The organism is Labedella phragmitis, from assembly GCF_004078635.1.
In the GTDB taxonomy this organism is placed as follows: Bacteria; Actinomycetota; Actinomycetes; order Actinomycetales; family Microbacteriaceae; genus Labedella; species Labedella phragmitis.
On record NZ_RZNB01000003.1, the window covers coordinates 118,203 to 141,633 of the forward strand.

Below are 23,431 nucleotides of genomic sequence, written 5' to 3' on the forward strand. Positions count from 1 at the left end.
ACGATCGTCGACGCCGCCCGCCCTTCCGAGACGGTCCTCCGCGCTACTTCGGAGCGCTTCCCTCGAACACGACGGCCGGGTCGGCGGCGGCGTAGTCGACGGTGATGCGCACACGATCGCGTTCACCGGTCGGGACGTTGTACACGAACGTCCCCGTCGCACTCTTCCCCGGGGCGACCTCGGTCGGAAGCGCCTTTCCACCCGGCTCCGCCAGTTCGATCGCGGGGATCTGGTCGTCGCCGTAGTAGACGTTGGTGACGGCAGCGACGAGCGAATACGCCTCGTCACCGTCGTTCGTGAAGGTGACGGAGAACCGCAGCGAGGGACCGGCGATCTCGCCCGGCATCGACGCCTCGCCGTCGACCGACTCGAGGTCGGACACCGCGACCGTCACACCCTCGGCGACCGGCGCCTCGTCGTCGAATTCGAGGATGTCGTCCTCGACCTCGCCGGCCTGTGCCGGCACTTCCTCGTCCGGGGTCGGCGACGCCTCGGGATCGGCTGACGCATCCTCCGAGGGCCCGGCCGACGACGTCGGTTCCGAGCCCGGGGCCGACGAGTTCGCCGACGTGACCGACCAGATGATGAGTGCGGTCACGAGGGCGAGCACCACGACGGACACGAGGATGACGAGCGCTCGGCGCCGCGAGTGCGCCTCGGGCGCATCCGCGACCTCGGCGCCGACGGGGACGGGATCGACGGAGTCGTCCACGGGGGCCTTGTCGCTCATCGCGCATCTCCGATCTGCGGGGCGTCGAGTGCCACCATGTCCTTGAACCATTTGACGGCGGCGAGCAGGAGGAAGCCCGCGTTGGCCGCGAAGAGGAGGGCGTAGACCCCGAAGAAGACGAGGGGTGCGCCGAGGAGCGCGAAGACGAGGCAGAGGAACCCGTAGTCGGTCGGGATGACGAGGAACGACCGCAGGCGGGAGCCGCCCCCCGCCTCCGCCGTTCCCTTCCGTCCGCGCACGTACTTGAGCTGATCGTTGAGGATCATCGCGAAGAACGTGACGTTCGCGACGATCGAGAAACCGATCGGGACGAGCAGCCACGCCGCGGTGGAGAGGTCGAAGAACCGGAACGCGGCGATGAGCACGGCGAGGTGCAGGCTCGAGATCTTGAGGGCGTCGACGACGTGGTCGAGCCACTCCCCCGCGGCCGAGCCGCCGCCGCGCAAGCGCGCCACCTGGCCGTCTGCCGAATCGAAGGCGTAGCCGACGGCGAGCAGCAACCAGACGAGGACTCCGGACCACCACACGGGCGGGACGGTCGCGATGATCGCGATACCGGAGAAGGTGAACGCGGCACTCACTGCGGTGACGGCGTTCGGCGTCATGCCGGCCCGGTACGCGGCCGCGGCGATCAGGCGGCCGACTCGCCGGTTGACGTAGATGGAGTAGGCGGGCGCGCCGCGGGCCGCGCCCTTCTGGGCGGAGGCGAGTCGCGCGACCGTCGCACGGTATCCCTCCACGGGTCGCTCTGTCGTGGTCATGATCGCTCCCTCATCCGTTCCGCAGCATGGTGATGCGCCGATGGAGGCCAGACTACCGGCGCGAAAAGCGGTTTAACGAGGATCCCTCATTTCATACTCCCCCCAGTTCACGGGGTTTCTTCCCCGATCGGAGCCCGCGTCGCTATCATCATGAGTGTCCCTCACCTGAGGAACACTCGACTTTCCGGTGCGCTGTCCGCTGCACCGTCGTCCCACTAGAGCAGGGGGTGCAGCGTGGTCCGAATCGGATACGCGGCCGGTGCGTTCGACCTCTTCCACGTCGGCCACCTCAACATCTTGAAGCACGCCAAGAGTGCGTGCGACTACTTGATCGCCGGAGTCGTCAGCGACGAACTCCTCATCTCCCGCAAGCGCGTGACGCCCGTCATCCCCCTCGCCGAGCGCATGGAGATCGTCGGAGACATCCGGTACGTCGACCAGGTCGTCGCCGAGGACCTGCCGTCGAAGATGGAGATGTGGGAGCGCTTGCGCTTCACGACCTTCTTCAAAGGCGACGACTGGCGCGGCACACCCCAGGGTCTCGAGCTCGAGCGCCAATTCGCCGAGGTGGGCGTCGAGGTCGTCTACTTCCCCTACACGATGTCGACGTCGAGCACCGCGCTGCGCCGCGCCCTCGCTTCGCTGGAGGCCGGAGCCATCGTGTCCGAGCCGGTCGCGGCACGCGGCTGACGATCAGGTCGCGACGCCGCCGTTGACGGCGAGCCGACCGCTTGTCGTTCGCGGTAGGCGTTGACGTTCATGCGGTTACCGCAGTTCCCTACGTCGCAATAGCGCTTCGAGCGATTGCGCGACAGGTCGATCAGGACCGCGTCGCAATCGGACGCCTCGCACACGCGCATCCGCTGCCATTCATCCGCGCGGATCACGTCGACGAACGCCATCGCCGCCTCCACCTGCAGTCGCGTCACGACAGGCGCCTCCGCCTCGGTCGCGTGGATGTGCCAGTCGAAACCGTCATGGCGCCGCAACTGCGGAAGCGCCGAGCCCTCACTCAGGAGGGCGTTGATCTCATCCACAGCGGCGTCGCGTTCGCTCGTCCAGATCGCGCGGAGCCGCGGACGGAGCGCGCGAACCGCGTCGATCTCCTCCTGCGTGCCCGACCGCGACCCCGTGAATGCCTGCCCGTCGAGGAACGCGAGCAAATCGGCGCTCGTGGCGAGCTCGTCCTCGCCGGATTTGGACGCCGACGGCACGGTGTTGACGAGCGCGGCGGCGCAACTCAACGACAATTCCGTGTCATGAGTGAAAATCATGTTGACTCCTGACAGCTCGCGGACATAGTGTCAGGATCATCATAGCTTTTGACTCCTGACAGGACCCCTCATGCGCTCGACGACAGCACCCACGGCCGGAATCCTGATCGGGATCGTCTCGGCCCTGGCGTTCGGGGCGAGCGGCCCCTTCGTCAAGACGCTCCTCGAGGCGGGTTGGTCCCCCGGGTCCGCCGTGTTCCTGCGGACCCTCGGAGCGGCGGTCGTGCTCGCGCCGATCGGTCTCCTCGCGCTCCGCGACCGCTTCACCCTTCTCCGCACCGAATGGCGCCTCATCGTCGGGTTCGGACTCGTCGCGGTCGCCGGAGCGCAGCTCTGCTACTTCGCCGCTGTGTCACGGATGCCCGTCGGGATCTCGCTCCTCATCGAATACCTCGCGCCAGTACTCCTCGTGATCTGGGCCTGGGCGCGGAGCCGTCATGCTCCGACGCGGCTCACGACGCTAGGTTCGGTCGTGAGCATCGGGGGGCTCGTGCTCGTCCTCGACATCGCCGGCGCCACTCCCGACCTCCTCGGAGTGATCTTCGCCCTCGGCGCGGCCGTGTGCCTCGGCGGATACTTCGTCCTCTCGGCGAGGCCGACCGAGCTCCCGCCCGTGGCGCTCGCGGCCGGCGGGCTGCTCGTGGCATCGCTCGCGCTCGGCACCGCCTTGCTCGTCGGCGTCCTGCCGGCGTCCGCCCCGCTCGTCGACGTCGACCTCCTCGGCACGATCGTGCCGTGGTGGGTGCCCATGCTCGTGATCGTGCTCGTCGCGACGGCCTTCGGCTACGTGTCCGGGATCATCGCGGCGAGCCGGATGGGTGAGCGGCTCGCGTCGTTCGTCGGGCTCTCCGAGGTCCTCTTCGCCGTGCTCATCGCCTGGCTGCTGCTCGGGGAGGTGCCGGCCCCCGTCCAGGCCGTCGGCGGAGCGCTCATCGTGGCGGGAGTCGTGCTCGTGCGCCTCGACGGCGGGCGGGCCGCGACGACCCGTACGGCGGAACCGGTCCCCGCCGCTCGAGCGCGCGCCTGACGCTCCCCCCGGCCGGCAGCCACGGCGACGGGCGACGTCCGATCAGGACGTGAGGCTCGGGCGGCCCGGCTTCGCGAGCGACTTCTCGTCGACCGGCGCGTCCCCCGATTCGCGCAGGGCGCGCTGGTAATCGCGCGCCTCGTTCTGGCGGTCCGCTTCCGCGCCCGACGTGATGGCGGCGCGGACATGTCGCTGCTCGTAACCGAACGCGTGGACGAGGTCGAGGGCGTGCGGGCGGAGCCTCGCCACGAGACGGTTGATGTAGGCATCGACGGCGGCGGCGCGCTGCGGCGAGAGCCGGCCGTGGATGAGGTACCACGCGAGGTGCTTCTCGAGCAGCGAGAGCCCGAACAGGTCGCGCAGCCACGTGAGCACAGTCTTCGAATCGGGGTCCTCGATCTTCTCGACCGCCTCCGTGAAGGCCTCCCACTCGAGCAGCTCACCGTGCGCGCGAGCCGCCTCGATGAGCTCGTTCTGGTGCGCGTTGAAGAGAGCGGCCGCCTCGGCCTTCCCGAGCTTGCTCGCCGGCCGGAGCTGTTGCGCGACCTCCGCGATCATCGTCTCGACGCGATCGGTGAGGAGCTCGCGCTGCACTTGCGTCTCCCGCAACTGCCCGACGGACCGACGTACGCGGCCGAAGTCCTTGAGGGTCTGTCCGAGCGACCGCAGGCCGGAGCCGTGGTACGCGCGATCGGCCGCCTGCTCGACGACGAAGCGCGCGAGGGCACCGGCGTCCGCCCCCCGGAACCGCTTGGAGTAGTCGGAGAGGAGACGCTTCGCGACGAGTTGGAGGAGCACGTTGTTGTCGCCCTCGAACGTGACGTACACGTCGAGGTCGGCCCGGAGTCCCGTGAGGCGGTTCTCCGCAAGGAACCCGGCTCCGCCGCACGCCTCGCGCGCCTCCTGGATGGTGTCGAGCGCCGCCCAGGTGGAGAGCGGCTTGAGAGCGGCCGCGAGGGTCTCGAGATCCTGTCGGTCGACGTCGGTGTCCGCGGCTCCGCTGAACACCGCGTCGAACTTCACGAGCAGTTTGTCGTGCGCGAAGGTGTGGGCGTAGGTCTGGGCGAGTCGCGGGAGCAGCCGGCGCTGGTGGCGTTGGTAGTCGAGCAGCACCTCCTCGTCCGTGCCGGATCCTGCCGTGAACTGCCGCCGCTGCGAGCCGTATTCGATCGCGATCTGGAGCGCGAGCGCCGAAGCCGCCGTCGCGGCACCGTCGAGCGAGACGCGCCCCTGCACGAGCGTGCCGAGCATCGTGAAGAAACGACGTCCCGGACTCTCGATCGGGGAGCTGTAGGTGCCGTCGGGCGCGACGTCGCCGTAGCGGTTGAGGAGGTTGGTGCGGGGCACCCGCACGCCGGAGAAGTGAAGTCGGCCGTTGTCGATGCCGTTGAGCCCGCCCTTCAGCCCATCGTCCTCGCCGCCGATGCCCGGGAGGAACGCACCGTCCTCGCCGCGGATGGGGACGTAGAGGGCGTGGACGCCGTGGTTGACGCCCTTCGTGATGAGTTGCGCGAACAGCACGGCGGCCTTGCCGTGCACCGCCGCGTTGCCGAGGTAGTCCTTCCACGCGCCACGGAAGGGCGTATCGATCACGAACTCCTCCGTCACGGGGTCGTACGTCGCGGTCGTCCCGATCGAGGCGACGTCGGAGCCGTGTCCCGTCTCCGTCATCGCGAAGATCCCCGGGACCTCGAGCGACATGATGCCGGGCAGCCACGCGTCGTGGTGCGGTCGCGTGCCGAGGTGGAGAACGGCGGCGCCGAAGAGTCCCCACTGCACCCCCGACTTGATCTGGTGCGAGGGGTCTCCGACGACGAGTTCCTCGAACCCCGCGATGTTGCCGCCGTGGTCGTCGCGCCCGCCGAGGTGGGTCGGGAACGCGCGGTGCACTTGCCCGTTGTCCACGAGACGACGCAACTGGTCGAGCGCCCGCTCGCGGTGCTCCGGATACGGGAGACCCTCGATCTTCTGCATCTCGGGGGTCGCCGCGAAGTCGCGCGAGGCGATCCGCTCCTCCGGCCACGTGCCGAGGAGCAGTCGTCGGACGGCCCCGATGTCGATGCGAACGCCGTCGCGGTCCTCGACGGGCCGCGTGTCGATGGGACCCGTGTCCACGCGCTCCGTCACGTCCGCGACCTCGGCGGCCTCGGCGTTGGTGTCCGTTCGACCGACGGTGTTCGACATCGACTCTCCCTCAGGCTCTCATCGCGCCGACGCGGCCGGATCGCGGTCGGATCGACCGCACCGTCGCCGCGTCGCGTCTCGCGTCGATTCCACGGTACGAAGCTGCGGCGTCGACGGGAAATGAGCCGTCCGCCGCTCACAAACCGTGCGCCTCGGACACCGTCGACCTTTGTGTGAAGCCACAACGCGACGCGAACGGGGCGTCAGACGGCGTCGGACACCGGCCCGTGCGCGTGGGCCTCCACTACGGCGATGAGTGCGTCTCCGAAGCTCGCGCGCTTCTTCTCCCCGATGCCCGAGATGCCGTCGAGTTCCGCGACGGATCGCGGCTTGGCGAGCGCGACGGCCCGCAGTGTCGCGTCGCCGAAGACGATGTACGCGGGGACCCCCGCGCTCTTCGCCTCTTCCCCCCGCCAGGCGCGGAGCGCCTCGAAGAGCTCGCGGTCCGCGACGTCGAGATCGGCGGCGGCGGGTCTCGCGGCCTTCGACCGCGTGACGCGAGCCGTCTCCGTGCGCATCGAGACCCTGCGCCCGCCCGAGAGCACATCGCCGCTCGCCTCGGTGATGACGAGGGTGCCGTACTCGCCGTGCGTGGCGAGCAGGCCACCCGCCAGGAGCTGACGGACGACGCTGCGCCACTGCTGATCGGAGAGATCCGCTCCGATCCCCCACGTCGCGAGCGCGTCGTGGCCGTGCTGGCGCACGCGGGGCGTCTCGTTGCCGCGCAGGATGTCGATGAGGTGGCCCGCGCCGAACTGCTGGTTCCGCTCGCGCTTGAGGCGGACGACGGTGGAGAGGAGCTTCTGCGCAGGGACGGTCCCGTCCCAGACCTCCGGCGGAGTGATGCACGTGTCGCAATTGCCGCACGGGGTCGACTCCTCGCCGAAGTAGCGGAGCAGGTTGACCCGACGGCAGTCGACGGTCTCGCAGAGCGCGAGCATCGCGTCGAGGTGAGCGGAGAGCCGCCGGCGGTGAGCGAGGTCTCCGGGGGACTCGTCGATCATGCGGCGCTGCTGGACGACGTCGTTGAGTCCGTACGCGAGCCATGCGACGGACGGCTCGCCGTCGCGCCCCGCTCGACCCGTCTCCTGGTAGTAGCCCTCGACCGACTTCGGGAGGTCGATGTGGGCGACGAAACGCACGTCGGGCTTGTCGATGCCCATGCCGAACGCGATCGTCGCGACGATGACGACGCCATCCTCGCGGAGGAACCGCGACTGGACGCGTGCCCGCTCCGACGCCTCGAGACCCGCGTGGTACGCGAGGGCGTCGACGCCGTTCGCCCGCAGGAACTCCGCCGTCTTCTCGACCGTGTTGCGGCTGAGCGCGTAGACGATCCCGGCACTGCCGTCGCCTTCGGTGCGGATGAACTCGAGGAGCTGCTTCCGCACCTCGTTCTTCGACACGATGCGGTATTGGATGTTCGGTCGGTCGAAACTCGAGACGAAGTGGCGCGCCCCGCCGAGCGAGAGGCGCTCGGCGATCTCTCGGTGCGTCGCGGCCGTCGCCGTGGCCGTGAGGGCGATGCGTGGGACGTCCGGCCACCGCTCCGCGAGCTCGCCGAGCGCCAGGTAGTCGGGGCGGAAGTCGTGACCCCACTGCGAGACGCAGTGGGCTTCGTCGATCGCGAAGAGCGAGACGCGCCCACGTTCGAGGAACCGCTTCGTCTGTTCGGACGACAACCGCTCGGGCGCGATGTAGAGGAGATCGAGCTGGCCGGCGACGTAGGCGCGCTCGACCGCGTCGCGCTCGTCTCGGCTCTGGCTGGAGTTGAGGAATTCGGCCCGGACGCCGACTGCGCGGAGCGCCTCGACCTGATCGTGCATGAGGGCGATGAGCGGGGACACGACGATGCCGGTGCCCGGACGGAGCAGCGAGGGGATCTGGTAGCAGAGGCTCTTACCCCCACCGGTGGGCATGAGGACGATCGCGTCGCCGCCGACGCTGACGTGCTCGACGATCGCCTGCTGATCGCCGCGGAACGACTCGTAGCCGAACACCCGGTGCAGCACCTCGCGAGCGGTCGGCGCCTCGGGCATGATCGTCGTCTCCACGCCCTGCACCCTACCCGCCCCCGCCGACATCGCCGAGCCGACCGTGTCCGATCGATCGCCCCGAGTCGTCACCGCTCGCGCGGTGGACGACGGATTCACGACGTCCGCGCACACCGCCACGTAGGCTCGTGCCCGTGCTCACCGTGATCCTCGGGCTCGCCGGAGCCCTCGTCTACGGCGCCGCCGACTTCCTCGGGGGACTCGCCGCCCGTCGGATCGACGTGCTGCTCGCCACGGCGATCTCCGCCGTCGCGGGACTCGCCGCCCTCGCGGTGTTCTCCGTCGTCGTCGCGGGCGAGTGGTCGATCGAGGCCGTCGTCTGGGGCGCGCTCTCCGGCCTCGCTGGCACCGTCGCGGTCGCCCTCCTCTACGCGTGCCTCGCCATCGGGCCGATGAGCATCCTCTCTCCCCTCACGGCCGTCGTCTCGGCGATCGTGCCCACGACGTGGGGACTCCTCGGCGGGGAGCGACTCGGAGTGCTCGCGATCGCGGCCGTCGCCGTCGCGCTCGTCGCCGTCGTGCTCGTGGGATTCGTCCCCGAGAAGGGCGCCGTCCGACCGTCCGTGAGGGGACTCGCGATGGCCGTCGGTTCCGGTCTCATGATCGGAACCTTCCTGATCCTCGTGGACCGGTCGCCCGTGGACTCCGGGCTCGTGCCGCTCCTCGTCAACCGCGTCGTCAGTTCGATCGTGATGTTCGCCGCCTTCGGCGTCGCCGTCCTCCTCGTCCGCGCCCGGTCCGGCTCCCGTCGGGTGGCGGGCGTCCCCGCCCGAGCCACTGCTCCGAGCGTCCGTCGCGCCGGTCTCGCGCTCGCGGTCTCGTGTGGAGTGCTCGACGCCACGGCCAACGCCGTCATCCTCTTCGGCCTGCGGATCGGCGAACTGAGCGTGATGAGCGTGCTCGTGGCGCTGTACCCGGCCGGAACGATCCTCCTCGCGGCCGTCGTGCTGCGGGAGAGGGTCGCGCCCGTCCAGTGGATCGGTCTCGTCCTGGCCCTCACGGCCGCGGGAATCCTCGCCGTCGCGTGAGCGTTCCCCCCGACACGACGCGGTGCGAGAATCGGACGACGAGGCCGACGCGGGCGTCGGGAGACGAGGACGACGTGAGCAACCACACCACCGACGCACCCGACGAACGACGCATCGTCGACGACGAGAGCGCGCGACGCTACGAGTTGTTCGTCGGCGACGACCGCGTGGGCTACTCCGCCTATCGCCGCGAACCCGGGCGCGTGACGTTCACGCACACGGTCGTCGATCCGGCCTTCGAGGGCCACGGCTACGGGAGCGCGATCGCGCGCGCGGTCGTCGCCGACGCCGTCGAGCGCGGTGAGACGATCATTCCGCGCTGCCCCTTCATCCGGTCCTGGCTCGAGAAGCACCCCGACGCCGCGACGGGCATCGAGTGGCCGGACGCGCCGTGAGAACGGCGATCGAGTCCCGATGAGGGCCGGCCGATGACGACGCGCCGACGATGACGCGCCTCGATGCAGAGGTGGAGGACGCACCGCTCGCGCACGATGGCGCACCCGGGCCGGTGCTCGAGCTCCTGGACGCCCGGGAGGTCCCGCTCGGCGGGGTGCGCGGCATCACCGTCCACCGCACGCTCCCGCAACGAGCCCTCCCGATGGTGGGCGCGTGGTGCTTCCTCGACCGGTTCGACCACGACAGCGCGGTGATGCGCGTGCTTCCCCACCCGCATATCGGGCTCCAGACGGTGACCTGGCCGATCGACGGTGAGATCCGGCATCGGGACAGTGTCGGCAGCGACGTCCTCGTCGCGCCCGGGCAGCTCAACATGATGACCGCAGGATACGGGATCTCGCACTCCGAGTTCTCGATGCCCGAGATCCCCGCCGAGATGCACGGGCTCCAACTCTGGACGGCCCTCCCGGCGGCCGACGCCCACGTCGCGCCCTTCTTCGAGCAGCACACCGACCTGCCCGTTCACCGCACGTCCGGCCTCGCGGTGACCGTCATGCTCGGAAGCGTCGCGGATACCACCTCACCCGCCACGATCTTCTCCCCCCTCGTCGGCGCCGACGCCGTCCTCGAAGCCGGTGCGCACGCCACCATCCCGCTCGATCCGGGCTTCGAGCACGCGGTGCTCGTGATCCGCGGGTCCCTCACGGTCGCGGGCACGGCGCTCGAGTCGGGTCCCCTCCTCTATCTCGGGACGGGACGGGACGACCTCGAGGTCGCGAGCGACACCGGTGCCCGCTTCGTCCTCCTCGGCGGCGAACCGTTCGACGACGACCTGGTGATGTGGTGGAACTTCGTCGGCCGCAGCCATGACGAGATCGTCGAGGCGCGCGAGGAGTGGGAGGGCGCGAGCGATCGCTTCGGCACCGTCTCGGGGCACGGCGACGCGCGCATCCCCGCTCCGCCGCTCCCCACGGTGCGACTCACACCGCGGCGTCGACGCCGCGGCTGACGGTGTCCGCGCGTCCCCGTCCGAGGACGAGGACGGCGATCGCGAGGAGGACGCTCCCGAGGATCGCGATCGGCAGGTCCATGTACCACTCCATGACCGCGAACGGCGGGACGAAGGCGAGCACGGTCGCCGCCGCGACGACGACGGTGCTCGGCGTGGCGCCGAGCATGCGCGGCGCCTCCCACCGCGCGACGACGAACGACACCGCGAACACGAGGGCGAGCACGACGACGAAGGCGATCGGACGCGACCACCACCACGCCGGGCTCGCGGGCGCCGGACTGGCCACGGGCACGAGGAGCGCCGCTCCCGAGACGATGAGGATGACGGGGAGGTGCCACAGGTACACGGTCATGAGCCGTGTACCGAGCACGAAGACGACGCCCCGCGCCGCGTGCGTGTTCATGATTCGGGCGAGCACCGGCCGGAGCAGTCGGAGGACGCACGCCTGCGCGACGGCCAGCGCGACGAGCGGGAGGGTCGGCGGGTTGAGGTTGCCGAGCATGTCGATCGAGTACGGCCCGGCGTCGGTGAGGGGGACGAGGGCGGCGTAGGCGATCGCCGCCATGAGAACGAGGGTCCACCAGCGCCGCGCGGCGAACCAGCCGTCCGCGTACCAGAATCCGATCTGCTGGACGAGCAGCCAGACGAAGAGGAGATTGAGCAGACCGATCTCGGTGACGGCCGTCGAGTACCGGGCGGCGTCCACGACGACGACCCCGACGAGGAGCACGCCGAGCGTGGCCCGAGGGGCCCGCGTGTGCCACCCGGCCATCCACGGCACGAGGGCCTGACAGAGCGTGTAGGAGGCGAGGAACCAGAGGGGCGAGGCGGCACCGACGACCGCGACGTCGACGAGCGACGGGTCGACATCGAGCAGTCGAGCGCCCCCGATGACCACGACGTAGAACACGAAGAGGGGAAGTGCCGGTTGCGCGAGCCGCAGCACGCGGTTCCGCACGTAGTCGGTGCCCGAGCCGCCCCTCCTCACGAGACTCCGCCATGCCGTGATCGAGGCGAAGCCGCCGACGACGAAGAAGAGCGGCATGATCTGACCGGCCCAGGTCGCCGGCGCGAACCACGGCTGCGCCTCGAGCGGTCGCGAGACCTCGATGGCCCCGTCGCTCCCCGCCCCGACACCGACCATCAGCAGATGGATGACGACGACGAGCAGGACACAGAAGACCCGCGCGAGGTCGAGTGTGAGGTCCCGCTTGGAGACGTCGATCGACGAGGCGCTCGCGGCGGCGGTCGGTCTGGTGGTCGACGGTCGGACGTCGGCGGCCTCGCTCATGCAGTCAGCATAGGAGGAGCGCAGGACGCTGCGCGCAGATCGCGCACCCCGTTCGGGACGGGGTCTCCCGACTCGCGTTCTAAGGTATGCCTTACTAAACTCGATACCGGACCCGCCCGAGCCGACGGACCCGGATCATCACACGAACCCGGAGTACACCGCGACATGACCTTCTTCAGCACTCGACTGCTGCTCACGTGCGCCGCGATCGGCGTCGGCGGCGGGCTCGCCTTCGGGGTCGTCGGGTATCTGCATCCCGTCGTGCTCCTCACCGCCCCGCTGCTCTACGGCGCTCTCATCGGCGTCTACTTCTTCCCCGGCGTCGTGGCGCAGAGCCTCCTCCGTCGCGGCGGCGTCGCCCTGATCACGGGCACGATCGCGGGGCTCGCCGCGTCGGCCCTCGACCCGGCGAACCTCTGGCGTCACGTCGGCGCCGGCCTGCTCATCGGCGCGCTCCAGGAGCTGCCGTTCCTCCTCACGCGCTACCGGTACTGGAAGGGGTGGATCTTCTCGCTCGCCGCGATCGTCGCGGGCGTCGTGATGGGCGGGCTCGTGCTGCTGGTGTTCGATGTCGACAAATTCGCCGCGGCGGCGAAGATCGTCTACATCGCCCTCTTCGTGCTGAGCCCGCTCCTCGTGACCTGGCTCGCGCGCCTCGTCGCGCGCGGCATCGACTCGACCGGCGCTGCGCGCGGCGTGCAGGGCGAAGTGGACCGCCGACGTCCGCGAAGCGAAAGCGGTCTGCCGCTCGTCATGGCGGCAGCATGACGGCGCCCGACACGTCGACGTCGGGATGACGGCGGAGACGACCCAGCCAGGTTCCGCCGTCCTCGACATCGACTCCCTCCGGATCCGGCACCACGACCGGGACGCTTGGACCCCTGACGGGGTCTCCTTCTCCGTCGCCCCCGGCGAGGTCGTGCTCGTCCTCGGACCGAGCGGCTCCGGGAAGTCGACGCTCGCCCTCGCGCTCGACGGACTCGTCCCCCACGTCGTCGCGGCCGACGTCGAGGGCGCCGTGCGGGTGGGCGGGATCGACACGGCCGACCGGACCGTCGCCGAGTTGAGCGAGCGGGTCTCGATCGTCTTCCAGGACCCGGATGCGCAGATCGTCACCGCAAGCGTCCTCGACGAGGTGTGCTTCGCTCCGGAGAATCGCCTGCTCCCCGTCGAGGCCGTGCTCGCGCGCGCCGAGGACTCCCTCCGCCGCGTCGGGTTGTGGGAGCGACGCCACGACGATCCCGGCGTCCTCTCTGGCGGGGGCAAGCAGCGTCTCGCGATCGCCGCGGCGCTCGCGTCGGGGAGCGATGTGCTCGTCCTCGACGAACCCACCGCGAACCTCGACTCCGCCGGTGTCGAGGACGTCTACGACGCCCTGCGCGAGGTCGTGGCCGACGGTTCGCGTTCCGTCGTCCTCGTCGAGCACGACCTGGACGCCACGGTGTCGCTCGTCGATCGCGTCGTCGTCCTCGACGGAACCGGCTCGCTCGCCGTCGACGGGCCCGTGCGCGACGTCCTCGCCGGGCGGGCCGCAGACCTCGAGCGACTGGGCGTCTGGCTCCCCACCGCGACGACCGCCGCTCTGCGGCTCGCACGTGCGGGGGTCTCATTCGACCGCCTGCCGCTCACGGGCGGCGAACTCGCGCTCGCGCTCGACGCCGTACCCGAGTTGCCACGGCCGGTCCAGCGGGCCCAGGCGTCGACGCCGGTCGAGTCGGAGGCGGCCGTCGTGGTCCGGGGGCTCTCGGTCAGCCGCGGTCGGGGACGCCGGGCGCGATCGATCCTCGCAGAGGTCGATCTCACGATCCACTCCGGCGAGTTCACCGCGATCGTCGGCACGAACGGCGCCGGAAAGACGACGCTCGTCCAGGCCATCGCCGGAGTCGTCCGTCCGCCCCGCGGCGCGGTCCGGGTCGCGGGGCTCGATCCCGCGACGGCCACGGCGGGTGTTCTCGCGGGCCGCGTCGGATTCGTCTTCCAGAACCCGGAGCACCAGTTCGTGACCCAGTCGGTGCGTGACGAGCTCGCGTACGGACCGCTCTCGACGGGGATGGATCCCGCCCTCATCGACGAGCGCGTCGACGGTCTCCTCGAACGCTTCGGGTTGACGGAGGCCGCGCACGTCAATCCGTTCCTCCTCTCGGGGGGCCAGAAGCGTCGGCTCTCCGTGGGGACGGCGCTCATCGGCGGAGCCGACGTGCTCGTCCTCGACGAGCCGACGTTCGGGCAGGACCGCGCTCGTGCCGACGAACTCGTGGGTCTCCTCAGCGACCTGCATCGGTCGGGGACGACCGTCATCGTCGTCACCCACGACATGCAGCTCGTTGCCGATGCGGCGACGAGCATCGCCGTCGTGGCCGAGGGGCGACTGCTCGCCCATTCGCCCGCTGAGACGGTTCTCGGCGACGATGAACTCCTCGAACGCGCAGGTCTGCGCCTCCCGCCCCTCGCCCAGGCCATGCGGCGCGTGCGACGGCACCCGGAGTGGCGCTCGGTGTCGCGGCTCTCCCAACTCCCGGGGGCGGCCTCGTGAGCAGCCTCGGCGTCCCGCGCCCCGGATACCTGCACGGGCTCAACCCCCTCACGAAGATCGCCGTGGTGATTCCGGCGATGGCGGCCGTGATCGTCTCGCGCGAACCCGTCATTCCGCTCGCCCTGCTCGCGCTCGCCCTCGTGACCGTATTCACGGGCACGCGGCTTCCCGCCCGGACGGTCGTGCTCCTCCTCGTGGCCCTCCCCGTCGGCGTCGCGATCGGTGCGATCGGATTCGGGTTGTGGACGGACCCCGCGCGAGTGGATCGCGCGATGGTGCTGCTCCAGGTCGGCGACTACCGGCTCTACGTCGGGTCGCTCGTCGCGGGGCTCACGGCGTCGCTGCGTCTCGCCGCCCTCCTCATGCTCGCCCTCGTCTCGGGGCTCACCACGAGCGGACCCGACTTCGTGCGCTCGGTCGTCCAGCACCTCCGCGTGCCCTACCGGATCGGGTACACGGCACTCGCGGCGTTCCGGTTCATCCCGCGCTTCCGCCATGATCTGGACCTCATCCGGCAGGCGCACCGCGTCCGGGGCACCGGGGGTCGTCGGGGGCCCCTCGCCGCGATCGGTCGACTCGCCGGCGCGATCGTCCCCCTCCTGGCCGGCGCGATCCGTCACGCGGAACGGGTCGCTCTCGCGATGGACGCTCGAGCCTTCGGCGCCCATCCGACGCGGACGGAGCGGCACTCCGTCCCCCTGCGCCGCCGGGACGCCGTGTTCGCTGTCGTCTTCCTCACCGCATCCGGGGCGATCGTCGTCGCGATCGTCGTCTCCCGCTGACCATCGGACCGACGGGTCCGGCCGTCGTCAGATCAGGTCGTCGCGGCGGTTCGCGAGAACGGGGAGCGTCCTCCTGGCGTCATCGACCGCGGTCACGTCGAGGTCGACGACGAGCAGTTCCGGTGCCGGCCCCAAGCGGTGCAGCACCTCGCCGAACGGTGAGACGACGAGACTGCCGCCGACGCCCGTGGGGGCTCCGTCGACGACGTCGACGCCCGCGGTGATCGGGTCACCCTGGCCCACAGCCAGGACGATGCTCGTCGTGTCGAGAGCGCGCGCCCGCGCGAGCAGTTCCCATTGCTCGAACTTGCCGGGACCCGCGCCCCACGAGGCAACGACGACCTGCACGACCGCGCCCGCTCGAGCGGTCGCCGTGAACAGATCGGGGAAGCGGATGTCGTAGCACGTCGCGAGGCCGAGAGTGGTGCTCCCGACGTCGACCGTGACGACCTCGTCGCCGGGCGTGACCGTGCGGGACTCGGCGAATCCGAACGCGTCGAAGAGGTGGAGCTTGTCGTACGTCGCGGTGCCGGCCGGACCGGCGACGAGCAGCGTGTTGCGCACACGACGCCCGTCTCCCGGCGTGAACATGCCGACGATGATCGTGATGCCGAGTGTCTCGGCGAGACGTCGGACGGCGGAGGCCCACGGCCCGTCGACCGGCTCGGCGATCTCGCGCAGGGGATGCCCGAAGGCACGCATCGTGGCCTCGGGGAAGACGACGAGTTCCGCCCCACGCTCCGCCGCTTCCTCGGACTGCTCGGCGACGAGCCGCAGGTTGGCCGCGGGATCCTCCGAGCTCACGATCTGAGCGAGCGCTACGCGCATGTCGACCTCCTCGTTCCTGCGGGCAACGTTACAGCGGCATCCCCGGGCGAGTGGAGATGGGGTGCACGATATTCGAACGTATGTTCTAATGGACCGCATGAGATGGAGTGAGCAGGGACTTCGAGTCGAGGAGCCGTCGACGCTACCCGGTCTGGCTCGCATCAACACGGTCGTCCGCAGTGTCACGACTCCGGAGTTTTCCGGGGTCACGTTCCACGAGATCCTCGCGAAGTCGGCGCTCAACAAGGTCCCGACGGGATCGGGCATGCCGTTCGGGTGGACCATCAATCCCTACCGGGGCTGCAGTCACGCGTGCGTGTACTGCTTCGCACGGCCGACGCACACGTACCTCGATCTCAACGCCGGCACCGATTTCGACACCCAGGTGATCGTGAAGATCAACGTCGCGGAGGTGCTCGAGCGCGAGCTGCGAAAACCGAGTTGGCAGCACCACCCGGTGGCGCTCGGCACGAACACGGACCCGTACCAGCGCGCCGAGGGTCGCTACGAGCTCATGCCGGGCATCATCGGAGCCCTCGCCTCCTCTGGCACTCCGTTGTCGATCCTCACGAAGGGAACGCTCCTCCGTCGTGACATCCCGCTGCTCGTCGAGGCCTCTCGGCAGGTCCCCGTCGACGTCGCGATGTCCATCGCCATCTACGACGACGAACTGCAGAAGTCGATCGAACCGGGCACGCCGAGCGCCGCGGCACGACTCCGCACGGTCACGGCCGTCCGCGATGCGGGTCTCGATTGTTCCGTCTTCCTCATGCCGGTGCTGCCCTGGCTCACCGATTCGAAGGCGCACCTCGACGACGCCCTCCGCCGCGTGAAGGCGGCCGGGGCGACCTCCGTCCTCTACTCAGCGCTCCATTTGAAACCCGGCGTGAAGCCGTGGTTCATGCACTGGCTCGAGCGCACGCATCCAGAACTCGTTCCGCGTTACCGCGAGCTCTACTCGGCGGGCACCTACGCCCCGAAGGCGTACCGGCAGTGGCTCTCGCACCGCATCAGACCTCTCATCCGCGCCCACCGGCTCGACGAAGGCACCGAGGCGCCCGCCACCGGCGGCGTGCGGTCGAGCGCCCTCGGCCAGTTCCGTGACGGGGACGGCGAACGACGGCCCTCCCGGTTCACGAGCGAGGATCGTCGGCCGGCGATCTCGGCAGCCCCGCCGGCCGACCGCGCGCCGACGGCCGTTCAGTTCGAAACGGCCGACGAGCCGACCCTGTTCTAGAGCATCCCCGACCTACGCTCGAGGCATGGATCGGGTGCGAGCCGCCGAATCGCGCTGACTCCGGCGGAGCAGGTCTCTTGAGCCTCTCCTCAGCACACCCTCGTAGGCTGACCCGAGACCCCAGGAGGAACCCATGCAGTGCCCCACAGACGGCTCCACTCTCGTGATGTCCGAGCGCAGCGGCGTCGAGATCGACTATTGCCCCACGTGCCGCGGCGTCTGGCTCGACCGTGGCGAACTCGACAAGATCCTCGATCGCGCCGCCTCCGAGATGGCCGGGCGACCCGCTCCGGCGACCCCGGCCGCACCCTTCGTCGGCGACGGTTTCAGCGGTCCCGCGTCCGGCTTTTCCGACAGCCGTGGCTACGACAACCGCGGGTACGACAGCCGGGGCTACGACGATCGTGGATACGGCGACCGCGACCAGCGCGACGGACGCGACCGATCGGATCGGGACGGCTACGGCCGGGGAGCGTATGGTCGCGATGGCGACGCTCGGGGCCGCAAGAAGCGCGAGAGCTGGCTCAGCGACCTCTTCGACTGAGCGATCCGCCGTCGCGCATCACGACAGCGGATCAACGACGCGTGGAGACGAGCCGCCCCTCGCGGCGGCTCTCCACCGGGAACCATGCTCGCGGCTCCAGCAGCCAGCGCAGCCGCGATCCGAGGATCCAGCCTCCGACGAGGCGACACGCGATGATCACGAGGATCGCGGCGACCGGCGGGACGATCGTTCCCCACAGCTGTGGGTTCTCGCCGAGGACGGTGTCGAGGCCGACGATGCCCACGACGCCGCTGATCGCCGAGATGGCGAAGATGTGGAAGATGTAGACGGGTAGAGTCATCCGGCCGACGGCGCCGAAGCCGCGGAGCACCGGAGTGCGCATGTCGAGGAGCGCGAGAGCGTTGAGGGACACCCACAAGGCGATCACGGCGAGCACGAACCTGCCCGGTCCGAGGAGCCCCGTCGCGGCGAGGAGCGCATAGACGGCGGCATAGCCGACGACTCCCCCGGCCAGACGAAGCACGCTGGCCCGCTCCATCGCGGCGAGCCAGAGCGGCCGGCCGACGACCCCGAGGACGAACCAGACGGCGTTCTCCGCGACCGAGCCGAGCTTGAGCGCGTCCATGGGATCGGTGAGGACCCCGAGCGTCGCGTCCTCGATCGACTGACCCTCGATCGAGAGCACGGCGAGCGGCACGAGCGCCCAGGCCGCGTGGCGACCGAGCACCTTCTGCAGACCCCACGCCAGGAGGAAGAACGCCGGCAGCGCCCAGAGATACCAGAAGGACGTCGGCAGGATGAGGCTCAACGCGAGTTCGCCGGCGGTGGGGGCGTCTCCACCGCCGCGCGCCGCGGGGAGGAAGAGACGCGAGAGGAAGAGGAACGTCCACAGCGCGTAGACGACGTAGAGCCCGATCGTGCGCGCCTGGCTCGAACGCAACGGTCGCGACAACGCCCGGACGGCGAGGAAACCGGAGAGGAAGAAGAACAGGGGCATGCGGAGCGGCGAGAGGATCTCGCTCACCGTCCACCAGATCGCGGCGGAACCGCGGTTGATCTCGCCCTCGAACCAGAGGGAGAAGTGACGAAGCACGACGAGGGCCATGCAGATGCCCTTGGCCACGTCCACCCAGAGGTAGCGCGCTCCGACGACACCCGCCTGTTGCTCGCGCATGGACCCTCCCGCCACCCGACGGTCGGGCTACCCACACGATACGCGACGATCCCTCACGTATCCAATCCCCCGCTCGGGGGCCGAGCGGGGGAACGGACGGGGTTCAGCGGGTCGCGAGTTCCTCGAGCAACTCGTCGCCCGGCTGCGTCTCCTCGAAGTCCGCGTCGATCTCCGCTCGCTCGAGCAACTCGCTCATGCGACGCTGACGACTGCGAGTGATGAGGGTGACGACGGTTCCCTCCTTACCGGCGCGGCCCGTGCGCCCCGACCGGTGGAGGTACGTCTTGTACTCGTCGGGAGCGTCCGCCTGGACCACGAGGGTGATGTCGTCGACGTGGATACCTCGCGCGGCGACGTCCGTCGCGACGAGCACGTTGACGCGACCGGAGGTCAGCTTCTCGAGGTTCCGGGTGCGGCGGGCCTGGTTGAGGTCGCCGTGGAGCGCGACGGCGAGGATGCCGGCGTCCTCGAGCTGGTCCGTGAGACGCTCGGCGTACGCGCGGGTACGGGCGAAGACGAGGGTCTTCTCCTCGCGGCTCGCGAGCCGCTCGATGACGGCGTCCTTGTCGCGGTGCTCGATCACGAGGACACGGTGGTCGATCGTCGACGACGCCTGGTCCTCTCCCGCGACCTCGTGCACGGTCGGCTCCTTGAGGAACTCGTCGACGAGCGCGGCGACGCCGCGGTCGAGGGTCGCCGAGAAGAGCAGTTTCTGGCCGCCCGACGCCGTGCGACGGAGGATGCGCTGGACCGGCTCGAGGAACCCGAGGTCGCACATGTGGTCTGCCTCGTCGAGGACGGTGAGAGTGACCTCGGAGAGATCGAGTCGCCCCTGCTCGATGAGGTCCTCGATGCGTCCCGGCGTGCCGATCACGATGTCGACGCCACGCTGCAGCGCACCGACCTGTCGTCCCTGCGGCACTCCGCCGTAGATCTGCGTCGTGAAGAGGCCGACGCTGCGGGCGATCGGCTGCACCGTTCCGTCGATCTGGAGCGCGAGTTCGCGCGTCGGTGCGAGGATCAGGGCGCGAGGCTTGCGGCCCATCTGGCGCTTCTTGCCGCCACCGTTCTCCATGAGCTTCTCGACGAGAGGAGCGCCGAAGGCGATCGTCTTGCCGCTGCCCGTGCGTCCGCGCCCCAGGACGTCGCGACCCGCGAGCACGTCGGGGATCGTCGCAGCCTGGATGGGGAACGGCGTCTCGGCGCCGAGTTCGACGAGGGCACGCGTGATGTTGCCGCCGAGGCCGAGGTCCGAGAAGGTCACTCCGTCGACGTCTGCCGCCTGGATGGCCTCGGCCTCGAGGCGCTCGAGCACGACGTCGTCGGTCGGCGTGTATCGGTGCGCGTCGTCGCGGCGAGGCACTGACGAACGGTCGGAGCGACCGCTCCCGCGGTCGTCGCGGAACGAACGGTCGTCGCGACGGGGACGCTCGGTCCGCGCGAAGCGGTCGTCGCGACGGCCCCGGTCGTCGCGACGGCCCCGGTCGTCGCGCTGGGGACGGTCGTCCGTCGAGAACCGGCTTGTCCGACCGGTCGGGCGCTCCTCGCGGCGCGAACGGTCGTCACGGGAGAAGCGGTCGTCACGACGAGGGCGCTCCTCACGGGAGAAACGGTCGTCACGAGCGGGACGCTCGGAACGACTCGGACGCTCGTCACGGGAGAAACGATCGTCACGACGCGGACGGTCGTCACGGGAGAAACGGTCATCACGCGACGGACGGTCCGAATGCGCCGAACGGTCATCCCGACGCGGACGGTCACCACGAGCGAACCGGTCGTCCCGCGCCGGGCGGTCCGAACGGGCCGGACGCTCGTCACGCGAGAAGCGATCGTCACGACGCGGACGGTCGTCACGGGAGGAGCGGTCATCACGCTGAGGGCGATCCGAACGTGCGGGACGCTCGCCTCGAGGCGAGCGGTCGTCGCGGCGGGGACGCTCATCGCGGGAGAACCTGTCGTCGCGAGCGGGGCGATCCGACCGGGAGCCGCGCTCCTCGGCACGAGCCGCACGCTCGTCGGCGTTCCACCGGACCTTCGTCGGCACCTCCTCCTCGCGGAAACCGCGGTGCTTCGGGCTGCGACTGCCGGGTCGGGCGGTCGAGCGCTTCGAGGCGTAGGAGGGATCGAAGTTGCGGGCGGGGCGACCGCCGGCGGGCTTCTTGTTCTTGGGCATCGTGTGCCTTCCAGGGTTGTTCGCGTCAAACAGCGTCGTCGCACCGTGGCGGAACGCCACGCTCGAACACCCGGGCTGCCGATGGCCGGGGACCGTTCACTCGATGTGATCTCACCAGCGTTTTCGCTGGGAACCGGTCCTCCGGACGAACAGTGACGCACGCGGGGGTAGAGAAGCCGCGCCGTCCAGAAACCGACCTCCCAACGTTACAGCATGGAGACGCGAAGGTCACGCGCCCCTCCGTATCGACATACCGCGATTCGTCCGCTTCCCGCAAGGCCCCTACCCGTGTACCCGGGTACCCCTAGGTTGGGTGGCGCGGTCGAGGTTCGACCGCTCGCGGTGGTGCCACACGACGGACCGCCGCACCAACATGGAGGTGTGACACATGGGATTCCTCGGATTTCTCCTGCTCGGATTGATTGCCGGCGCGATCGCGAAGCTCATTCTTCCCGGCCGTCAGGGCGGCGGATGGCTCATCACGCTCGTCCTCGGAGTCGTCGGAGCTCTGCTCGGTGGCTTCATCGGTAGCCTGCTCTTCGGCCGCGGTCTCGAAGAGTTCTTCGACATCGGCACCTGGCTCCTCGCGATCGGTGGCGCGATCATCGTGCTCCTGATCTACGGCGCCGTCACGGGCCGCAAGCGCGCCTGACGCGTCTGACGTAAACGACAGCGCCTCCCCGGTTCTCCGGGGAGGCGCTGTCGCGTTGTGCTCGGGGTCGACGCAGCCCGCGGGGCCGACACGACCGAGAGAGTCAGCGCGCTCCGACGATCGCCTCGACCTCTGCGGCGTCTACCTCACCGACGAACCGGGGGCTCCAGGCGGGAGCGAAGTCCTTGTCCACGACTTGAGCGCGAACCCCTTCCGCGAAGTCAGGCCGTGCGAAGAGCGCCATCGATACGGAGAGGTCGCGGGCGAGAACACGCTCGAGGTCGTCGTCGAGAGCTGCTCGTTCGATCGAACGCAACGTGACGGCGAGGGACGTCGGCGACATCCGCTCGATCGCCTCAGCGGCTTCCGCTGCTCCTGGCTCCGGCCGCGAACGCAGGTTGTCGAGGATCGTGCCGACGGAGTCCGCGTCGTAGGAGGCGTCGATCCAAGCGCGTTGCGCGGCGAGGTCGGACGCCGGAGCACCGACCGCGACTCGCGCAACGACTCTCGCCGCGTCAGGGCCGGGGACGATGAGCCCGTCGACGAGCTCCAAGAGATCGCGCGAGGGGACGAAGGCGTCGGCGAAACCCGTCGCGATCGCGTCGGCGCCCGTCATCGTCGCGGCCGTGAGCCCGAGGTGGAGACCGAGGAGTCCGGGAGCGCGAGCCAACAGAAGCGCTCCCCCGACATCCGGAGCGAGTCCGATGCGCACCTCGGGCATCGCGACGCGCGACCGTTCCGTCACGACGCGGATCGCGGCGTGGCCGCCCAGGCCGACGCCCCCGCCCATGGTGATGCCGTCCATGACGGCGACGACGGGTTTCGGGTAGCGGGCGATCTGCAGCACGGTGGCGTACTCGAGTTCCCAGAACGCTCGGGCATCGTCGGTACCGCCGTCGGCGATCAGACGCACGTCTCCACCCGCGCAGAAGGCGCGGTCGCCGGCGCCGTCGAGGAGCACGGCCTCGACGGCAGGATCGTCCTGCCAGGTCGTGAGCGCGTTCGACAGCCGGGAGAGGATCGCGGGCGTCAGTGCGTTCAGGCGCGAAGGCCGATCGAGCGTGATGTGGCCGAGGCGGCCCTCCACGCGGATGTCGACACCGTCGTCTGTCATGTGCCCAGAGTATTGCCCCGGGCCGGTGGGACGAAAACGGGCGTCGTTACCCGCCGGAAACGACCGTGCACGATGCTGGAGACATGGCACACCAACCGATCACGGTCTCGATCGAGCGAGCGGTCGATCCCGCTCGCATCACCGAGGCCACAGCATGGGTCCAGACCGGGATCCAGCTCGCGAACAAGTACCCCGGGTTCCTCGGCTCCGGCTGGGTGAGGGCCGGAGAGCAGTCCGCCACGTGGCACATGCTCTACCGCTTCACCGACGAGGCCACCCTCACGGCGTGGGAGGACTCCCCCGAACGACAGTGGTGGCTCGGAACGGGCCGCGACTTCGCCCGGGAGTCGCGCGTCGAACGCCGGACCGGCATCGAGGGCTGGTTCGACACCCCCGTCGAGCGATCTGTCGAGCTCGAGGGTGCCCCCGAACCCGTCGAGCGCATCGTCCCGCCGCGGTGGAAGCAGGCGGTGAGCATCTGGCTCGGGTTCTTTCCCGTCAACCTCGCGTTCAGTCTCCTCGTGGGCCTCGTCCCCGGCTGGGACGGGGTCGCGGTGTTCTGGCGGGTGCTCATCACGACCCTCGTCCTGACCCCGATCATGACCTTCTGGGTGCTTCCCGCGGTCACCCGGATCATCCGCCCCTGGTTGCACGCGAGCTGACCGCCACGGGCCGG

22 protein-coding genes are annotated in these 23,431 nt (G+C 69.9%); 12 read left to right on the forward strand and 10 right to left on the reverse strand.

Going from position 1 to position 23,431, the window contains the following annotated elements; translation table 11 throughout:
- Nucleotides 1-43: 43 nt before the first annotated feature.
- Nucleotides 44-730 carry a DUF4352 domain-containing protein gene (locus ELQ90_RS08665; RefSeq protein ID WP_128494887.1) on the reverse strand — a complete coding sequence of 229 codons (687 nt, stop codon included), beginning with the start codon at nucleotides 728-730 and terminating at the stop codon, nucleotides 44-46.
- A complete protein-coding gene (locus ELQ90_RS08670; RefSeq protein WP_128494888.1) occupies nucleotides 727-1,491 on the reverse strand; it encodes a CDP-alcohol phosphatidyltransferase family protein in 765 nt (254 codons plus the stop codon). Before ELQ90_RS08670 ends, ELQ90_RS08665 begins: the two co-directional genes overlap by 4 nt.
- Before the next feature lie 234 nt (nucleotides 1,492-1,725).
- Here ELQ90_RS08670 and ELQ90_RS08675 point away from each other — a divergent pair, with 234 nt between their 5' ends.
- Entirely contained in the window at nucleotides 1,726-2,181 is a 456-nt protein-coding gene (locus tag ELQ90_RS08675; RefSeq protein ID WP_128494889.1) for an FAD synthase family protein, read from the forward strand.
- Here ELQ90_RS08675 and ELQ90_RS08680 read toward each other — a convergent pair.
- Nucleotides 2,085-2,765: a CGNR zinc finger domain-containing protein gene (locus ELQ90_RS08680; RefSeq protein WP_128494890.1), complete on the reverse strand. Its 681-nt coding sequence runs from the start codon at nucleotides 2,763-2,765 to the stop codon at nucleotides 2,085-2,087. The genes ELQ90_RS08675 and ELQ90_RS08680 overlap by 97 nt on opposite strands.
- 70 nt (nucleotides 2,766-2,835) lie before the next feature.
- Between ELQ90_RS08680 and ELQ90_RS08685 the strand changes: the two genes are divergently transcribed.
- On the forward strand, nucleotides 2,836-3,792 hold the full coding sequence (locus ELQ90_RS08685) for an EamA family transporter (RefSeq protein WP_128494891.1): 957 nt from the start codon (nucleotides 2,836-2,838) through the stop codon (nucleotides 3,790-3,792).
- Nucleotides 3,793-3,834: 42 nt separating this feature from the next.
- On the opposite strand, the gene ELQ90_RS08690 is transcribed toward ELQ90_RS08685, so the two are convergent.
- Both ELQ90_RS08690 and recQ read right to left on the reverse strand, forming a co-directional pair.
- A complete protein-coding gene (locus ELQ90_RS08690; RefSeq protein WP_128494892.1) occupies nucleotides 3,835-5,976 on the reverse strand; it encodes an acyl-CoA dehydrogenase family protein in 2,142 nt (713 codons plus the stop codon).
- A gap of 203 nt (nucleotides 5,977-6,179) precedes the next feature.
- Nucleotides 6,180-8,060, reverse strand: a complete 1,881-nt coding sequence (gene recQ / locus ELQ90_RS08695; protein WP_128495192.1) for a DNA helicase RecQ — start codon at nucleotides 8,058-8,060, stop codon at nucleotides 6,180-6,182.
- Nucleotides 8,061-8,164: 104 nt separating this feature from the next.
- Between recQ and ELQ90_RS08700 the strand changes: the two genes are divergently transcribed.
- The 3 genes from ELQ90_RS08700 to ELQ90_RS08710 all read left to right on the forward strand — a co-directional run bounded on the left by ELQ90_RS08700 (nucleotide 8,165) and on the right by ELQ90_RS08710 (nucleotide 10,463).
- Entirely contained in the window at nucleotides 8,165-9,058 is an 894-nt protein-coding gene (locus ELQ90_RS08700) for an EamA family transporter (protein ID WP_128494893.1), read from the forward strand.
- Between the two features lie 74 nt (nucleotides 9,059-9,132).
- A complete protein-coding gene (locus tag ELQ90_RS08705; RefSeq protein WP_208020609.1) occupies nucleotides 9,133-9,453 on the forward strand; it encodes a GNAT family N-acetyltransferase in 321 nt (106 codons plus the stop codon).
- A 50-nt stretch (nucleotides 9,454-9,503) separates the two neighbouring features.
- Complete coding sequence (locus ELQ90_RS08710) at nucleotides 9,504-10,463, forward strand: pirin family protein (RefSeq protein ID WP_128494894.1); 960 nt, start codon at nucleotides 9,504-9,506, stop codon at nucleotides 10,461-10,463.
- Here the strand turns inward: ELQ90_RS08710 and ELQ90_RS08715 are convergent.
- Nucleotides 10,435-11,757 carry an acyltransferase family protein gene (locus ELQ90_RS08715; protein ID WP_128494895.1) on the reverse strand — a complete coding sequence of 441 codons (1,323 nt, stop codon included), beginning with the start codon at nucleotides 11,755-11,757 and terminating at the stop codon, nucleotides 10,435-10,437. The genes ELQ90_RS08710 and ELQ90_RS08715 overlap by 29 nt on opposite strands.
- 165 nt (nucleotides 11,758-11,922) lie before the next feature.
- Here ELQ90_RS08715 and ELQ90_RS08720 point away from each other — a divergent pair, with 165 nt between their 5' ends.
- From ELQ90_RS08720 to ELQ90_RS08730, 3 genes are read left to right on the forward strand one after another with little or no spacing between them, the layout of a single operon-like run.
- The gene (locus tag ELQ90_RS08720; protein ID WP_166408935.1) at nucleotides 11,923-12,525 is read left to right on the forward strand and encodes an ECF transporter S component; all 603 of its coding nucleotides are present in this window, start codon (nucleotides 11,923-11,925) and stop codon (nucleotides 12,523-12,525) included.
- A 25-nt stretch (nucleotides 12,526-12,550) separates the two neighbouring features.
- Nucleotides 12,551-14,290 (forward strand): ABC transporter ATP-binding protein, encoded by a 1,740-nt coding sequence (locus ELQ90_RS08725; RefSeq protein ID WP_128494897.1) that lies wholly within the window; start codon nucleotides 12,551-12,553, stop codon nucleotides 14,288-14,290.
- Nucleotides 14,287-15,072: an energy-coupling factor transporter transmembrane component T family protein gene (locus tag ELQ90_RS08730; protein WP_128494898.1), complete on the forward strand. Its 786-nt coding sequence runs from the start codon at nucleotides 14,287-14,289 to the stop codon at nucleotides 15,070-15,072. The genes ELQ90_RS08725 and ELQ90_RS08730 overlap by 4 nt, the downstream gene beginning before the upstream one ends.
- 27 nt (nucleotides 15,073-15,099) lie before the next feature.
- Here ELQ90_RS08730 and ELQ90_RS08735 read toward each other — a convergent pair whose 3' ends face one another.
- A complete protein-coding gene (locus ELQ90_RS08735; RefSeq protein ID WP_128494899.1) occupies nucleotides 15,100-15,900 on the reverse strand; it encodes a carbon-nitrogen hydrolase family protein in 801 nt (266 codons plus the stop codon).
- 97 nt (nucleotides 15,901-15,997) lie between these two features.
- On the opposite strand from ELQ90_RS08735, the gene ELQ90_RS08740 reads away from it, so the two are divergent.
- On the forward strand, nucleotides 15,998-17,137 hold the full coding sequence (locus ELQ90_RS08740) for an Rv2578c family radical SAM protein (protein WP_128494900.1): 1,140 nt from the start codon (nucleotides 15,998-16,000) through the stop codon (nucleotides 17,135-17,137).
- A 133-nt stretch (nucleotides 17,138-17,270) separates the two neighbouring features.
- Nucleotides 17,271-17,681 (forward strand): TFIIB-type zinc ribbon-containing protein, encoded by a 411-nt coding sequence (locus ELQ90_RS08745; RefSeq protein ID WP_128494901.1) that lies wholly within the window; start codon nucleotides 17,271-17,273, stop codon nucleotides 17,679-17,681.
- Nucleotides 17,682-17,712: 31 nt separating this feature from the next.
- Here the strand turns inward: ELQ90_RS08745 and ELQ90_RS08750 are convergent, their stop codons facing one another.
- Together ELQ90_RS08750 and ELQ90_RS08755 are read right to left on the reverse strand one after the other, a co-directional pair.
- On the reverse strand, nucleotides 17,713-18,816 hold the full coding sequence (locus tag ELQ90_RS08750) for an acyltransferase family protein (RefSeq protein WP_128494902.1): 1,104 nt from the start codon (nucleotides 18,814-18,816) through the stop codon (nucleotides 17,713-17,715).
- A gap of 103 nt (nucleotides 18,817-18,919) precedes the next feature.
- On the reverse strand, nucleotides 18,920-20,989 hold the full coding sequence (locus tag ELQ90_RS08755) for a DEAD/DEAH box helicase (protein WP_128494903.1): 2,070 nt from the start codon (nucleotides 20,987-20,989) through the stop codon (nucleotides 18,920-18,922).
- A gap of 388 nt (nucleotides 20,990-21,377) precedes the next feature.
- Here ELQ90_RS08755 and ELQ90_RS08760 point away from each other — a divergent pair, with 388 nt between their 5' ends.
- Nucleotides 21,378-21,641: a GlsB/YeaQ/YmgE family stress response membrane protein gene (locus tag ELQ90_RS08760; RefSeq protein ID WP_128494904.1), complete on the forward strand. Its 264-nt coding sequence runs from the start codon at nucleotides 21,378-21,380 to the stop codon at nucleotides 21,639-21,641.
- A 103-nt stretch (nucleotides 21,642-21,744) separates the two neighbouring features.
- On the opposite strand, the gene ELQ90_RS08765 is transcribed toward ELQ90_RS08760, so the two are convergent.
- On the reverse strand, nucleotides 21,745-22,755 hold the full coding sequence (locus ELQ90_RS08765; protein ID WP_128494905.1) for an enoyl-CoA hydratase/isomerase family protein: 1,011 nt from the start codon (nucleotides 22,753-22,755) through the stop codon (nucleotides 21,745-21,747).
- An 83-nt stretch (nucleotides 22,756-22,838) separates the two neighbouring features.
- Here ELQ90_RS08765 and ELQ90_RS08770 point away from each other — a divergent pair, with 83 nt between their 5' ends.
- Nucleotides 22,839-23,417 (forward strand): antibiotic biosynthesis monooxygenase, encoded by a 579-nt coding sequence (locus ELQ90_RS08770; protein WP_128494906.1) that lies wholly within the window; start codon nucleotides 22,839-22,841, stop codon nucleotides 23,415-23,417.
- Nucleotides 23,418-23,431: the final 14 nt, after the last annotated feature.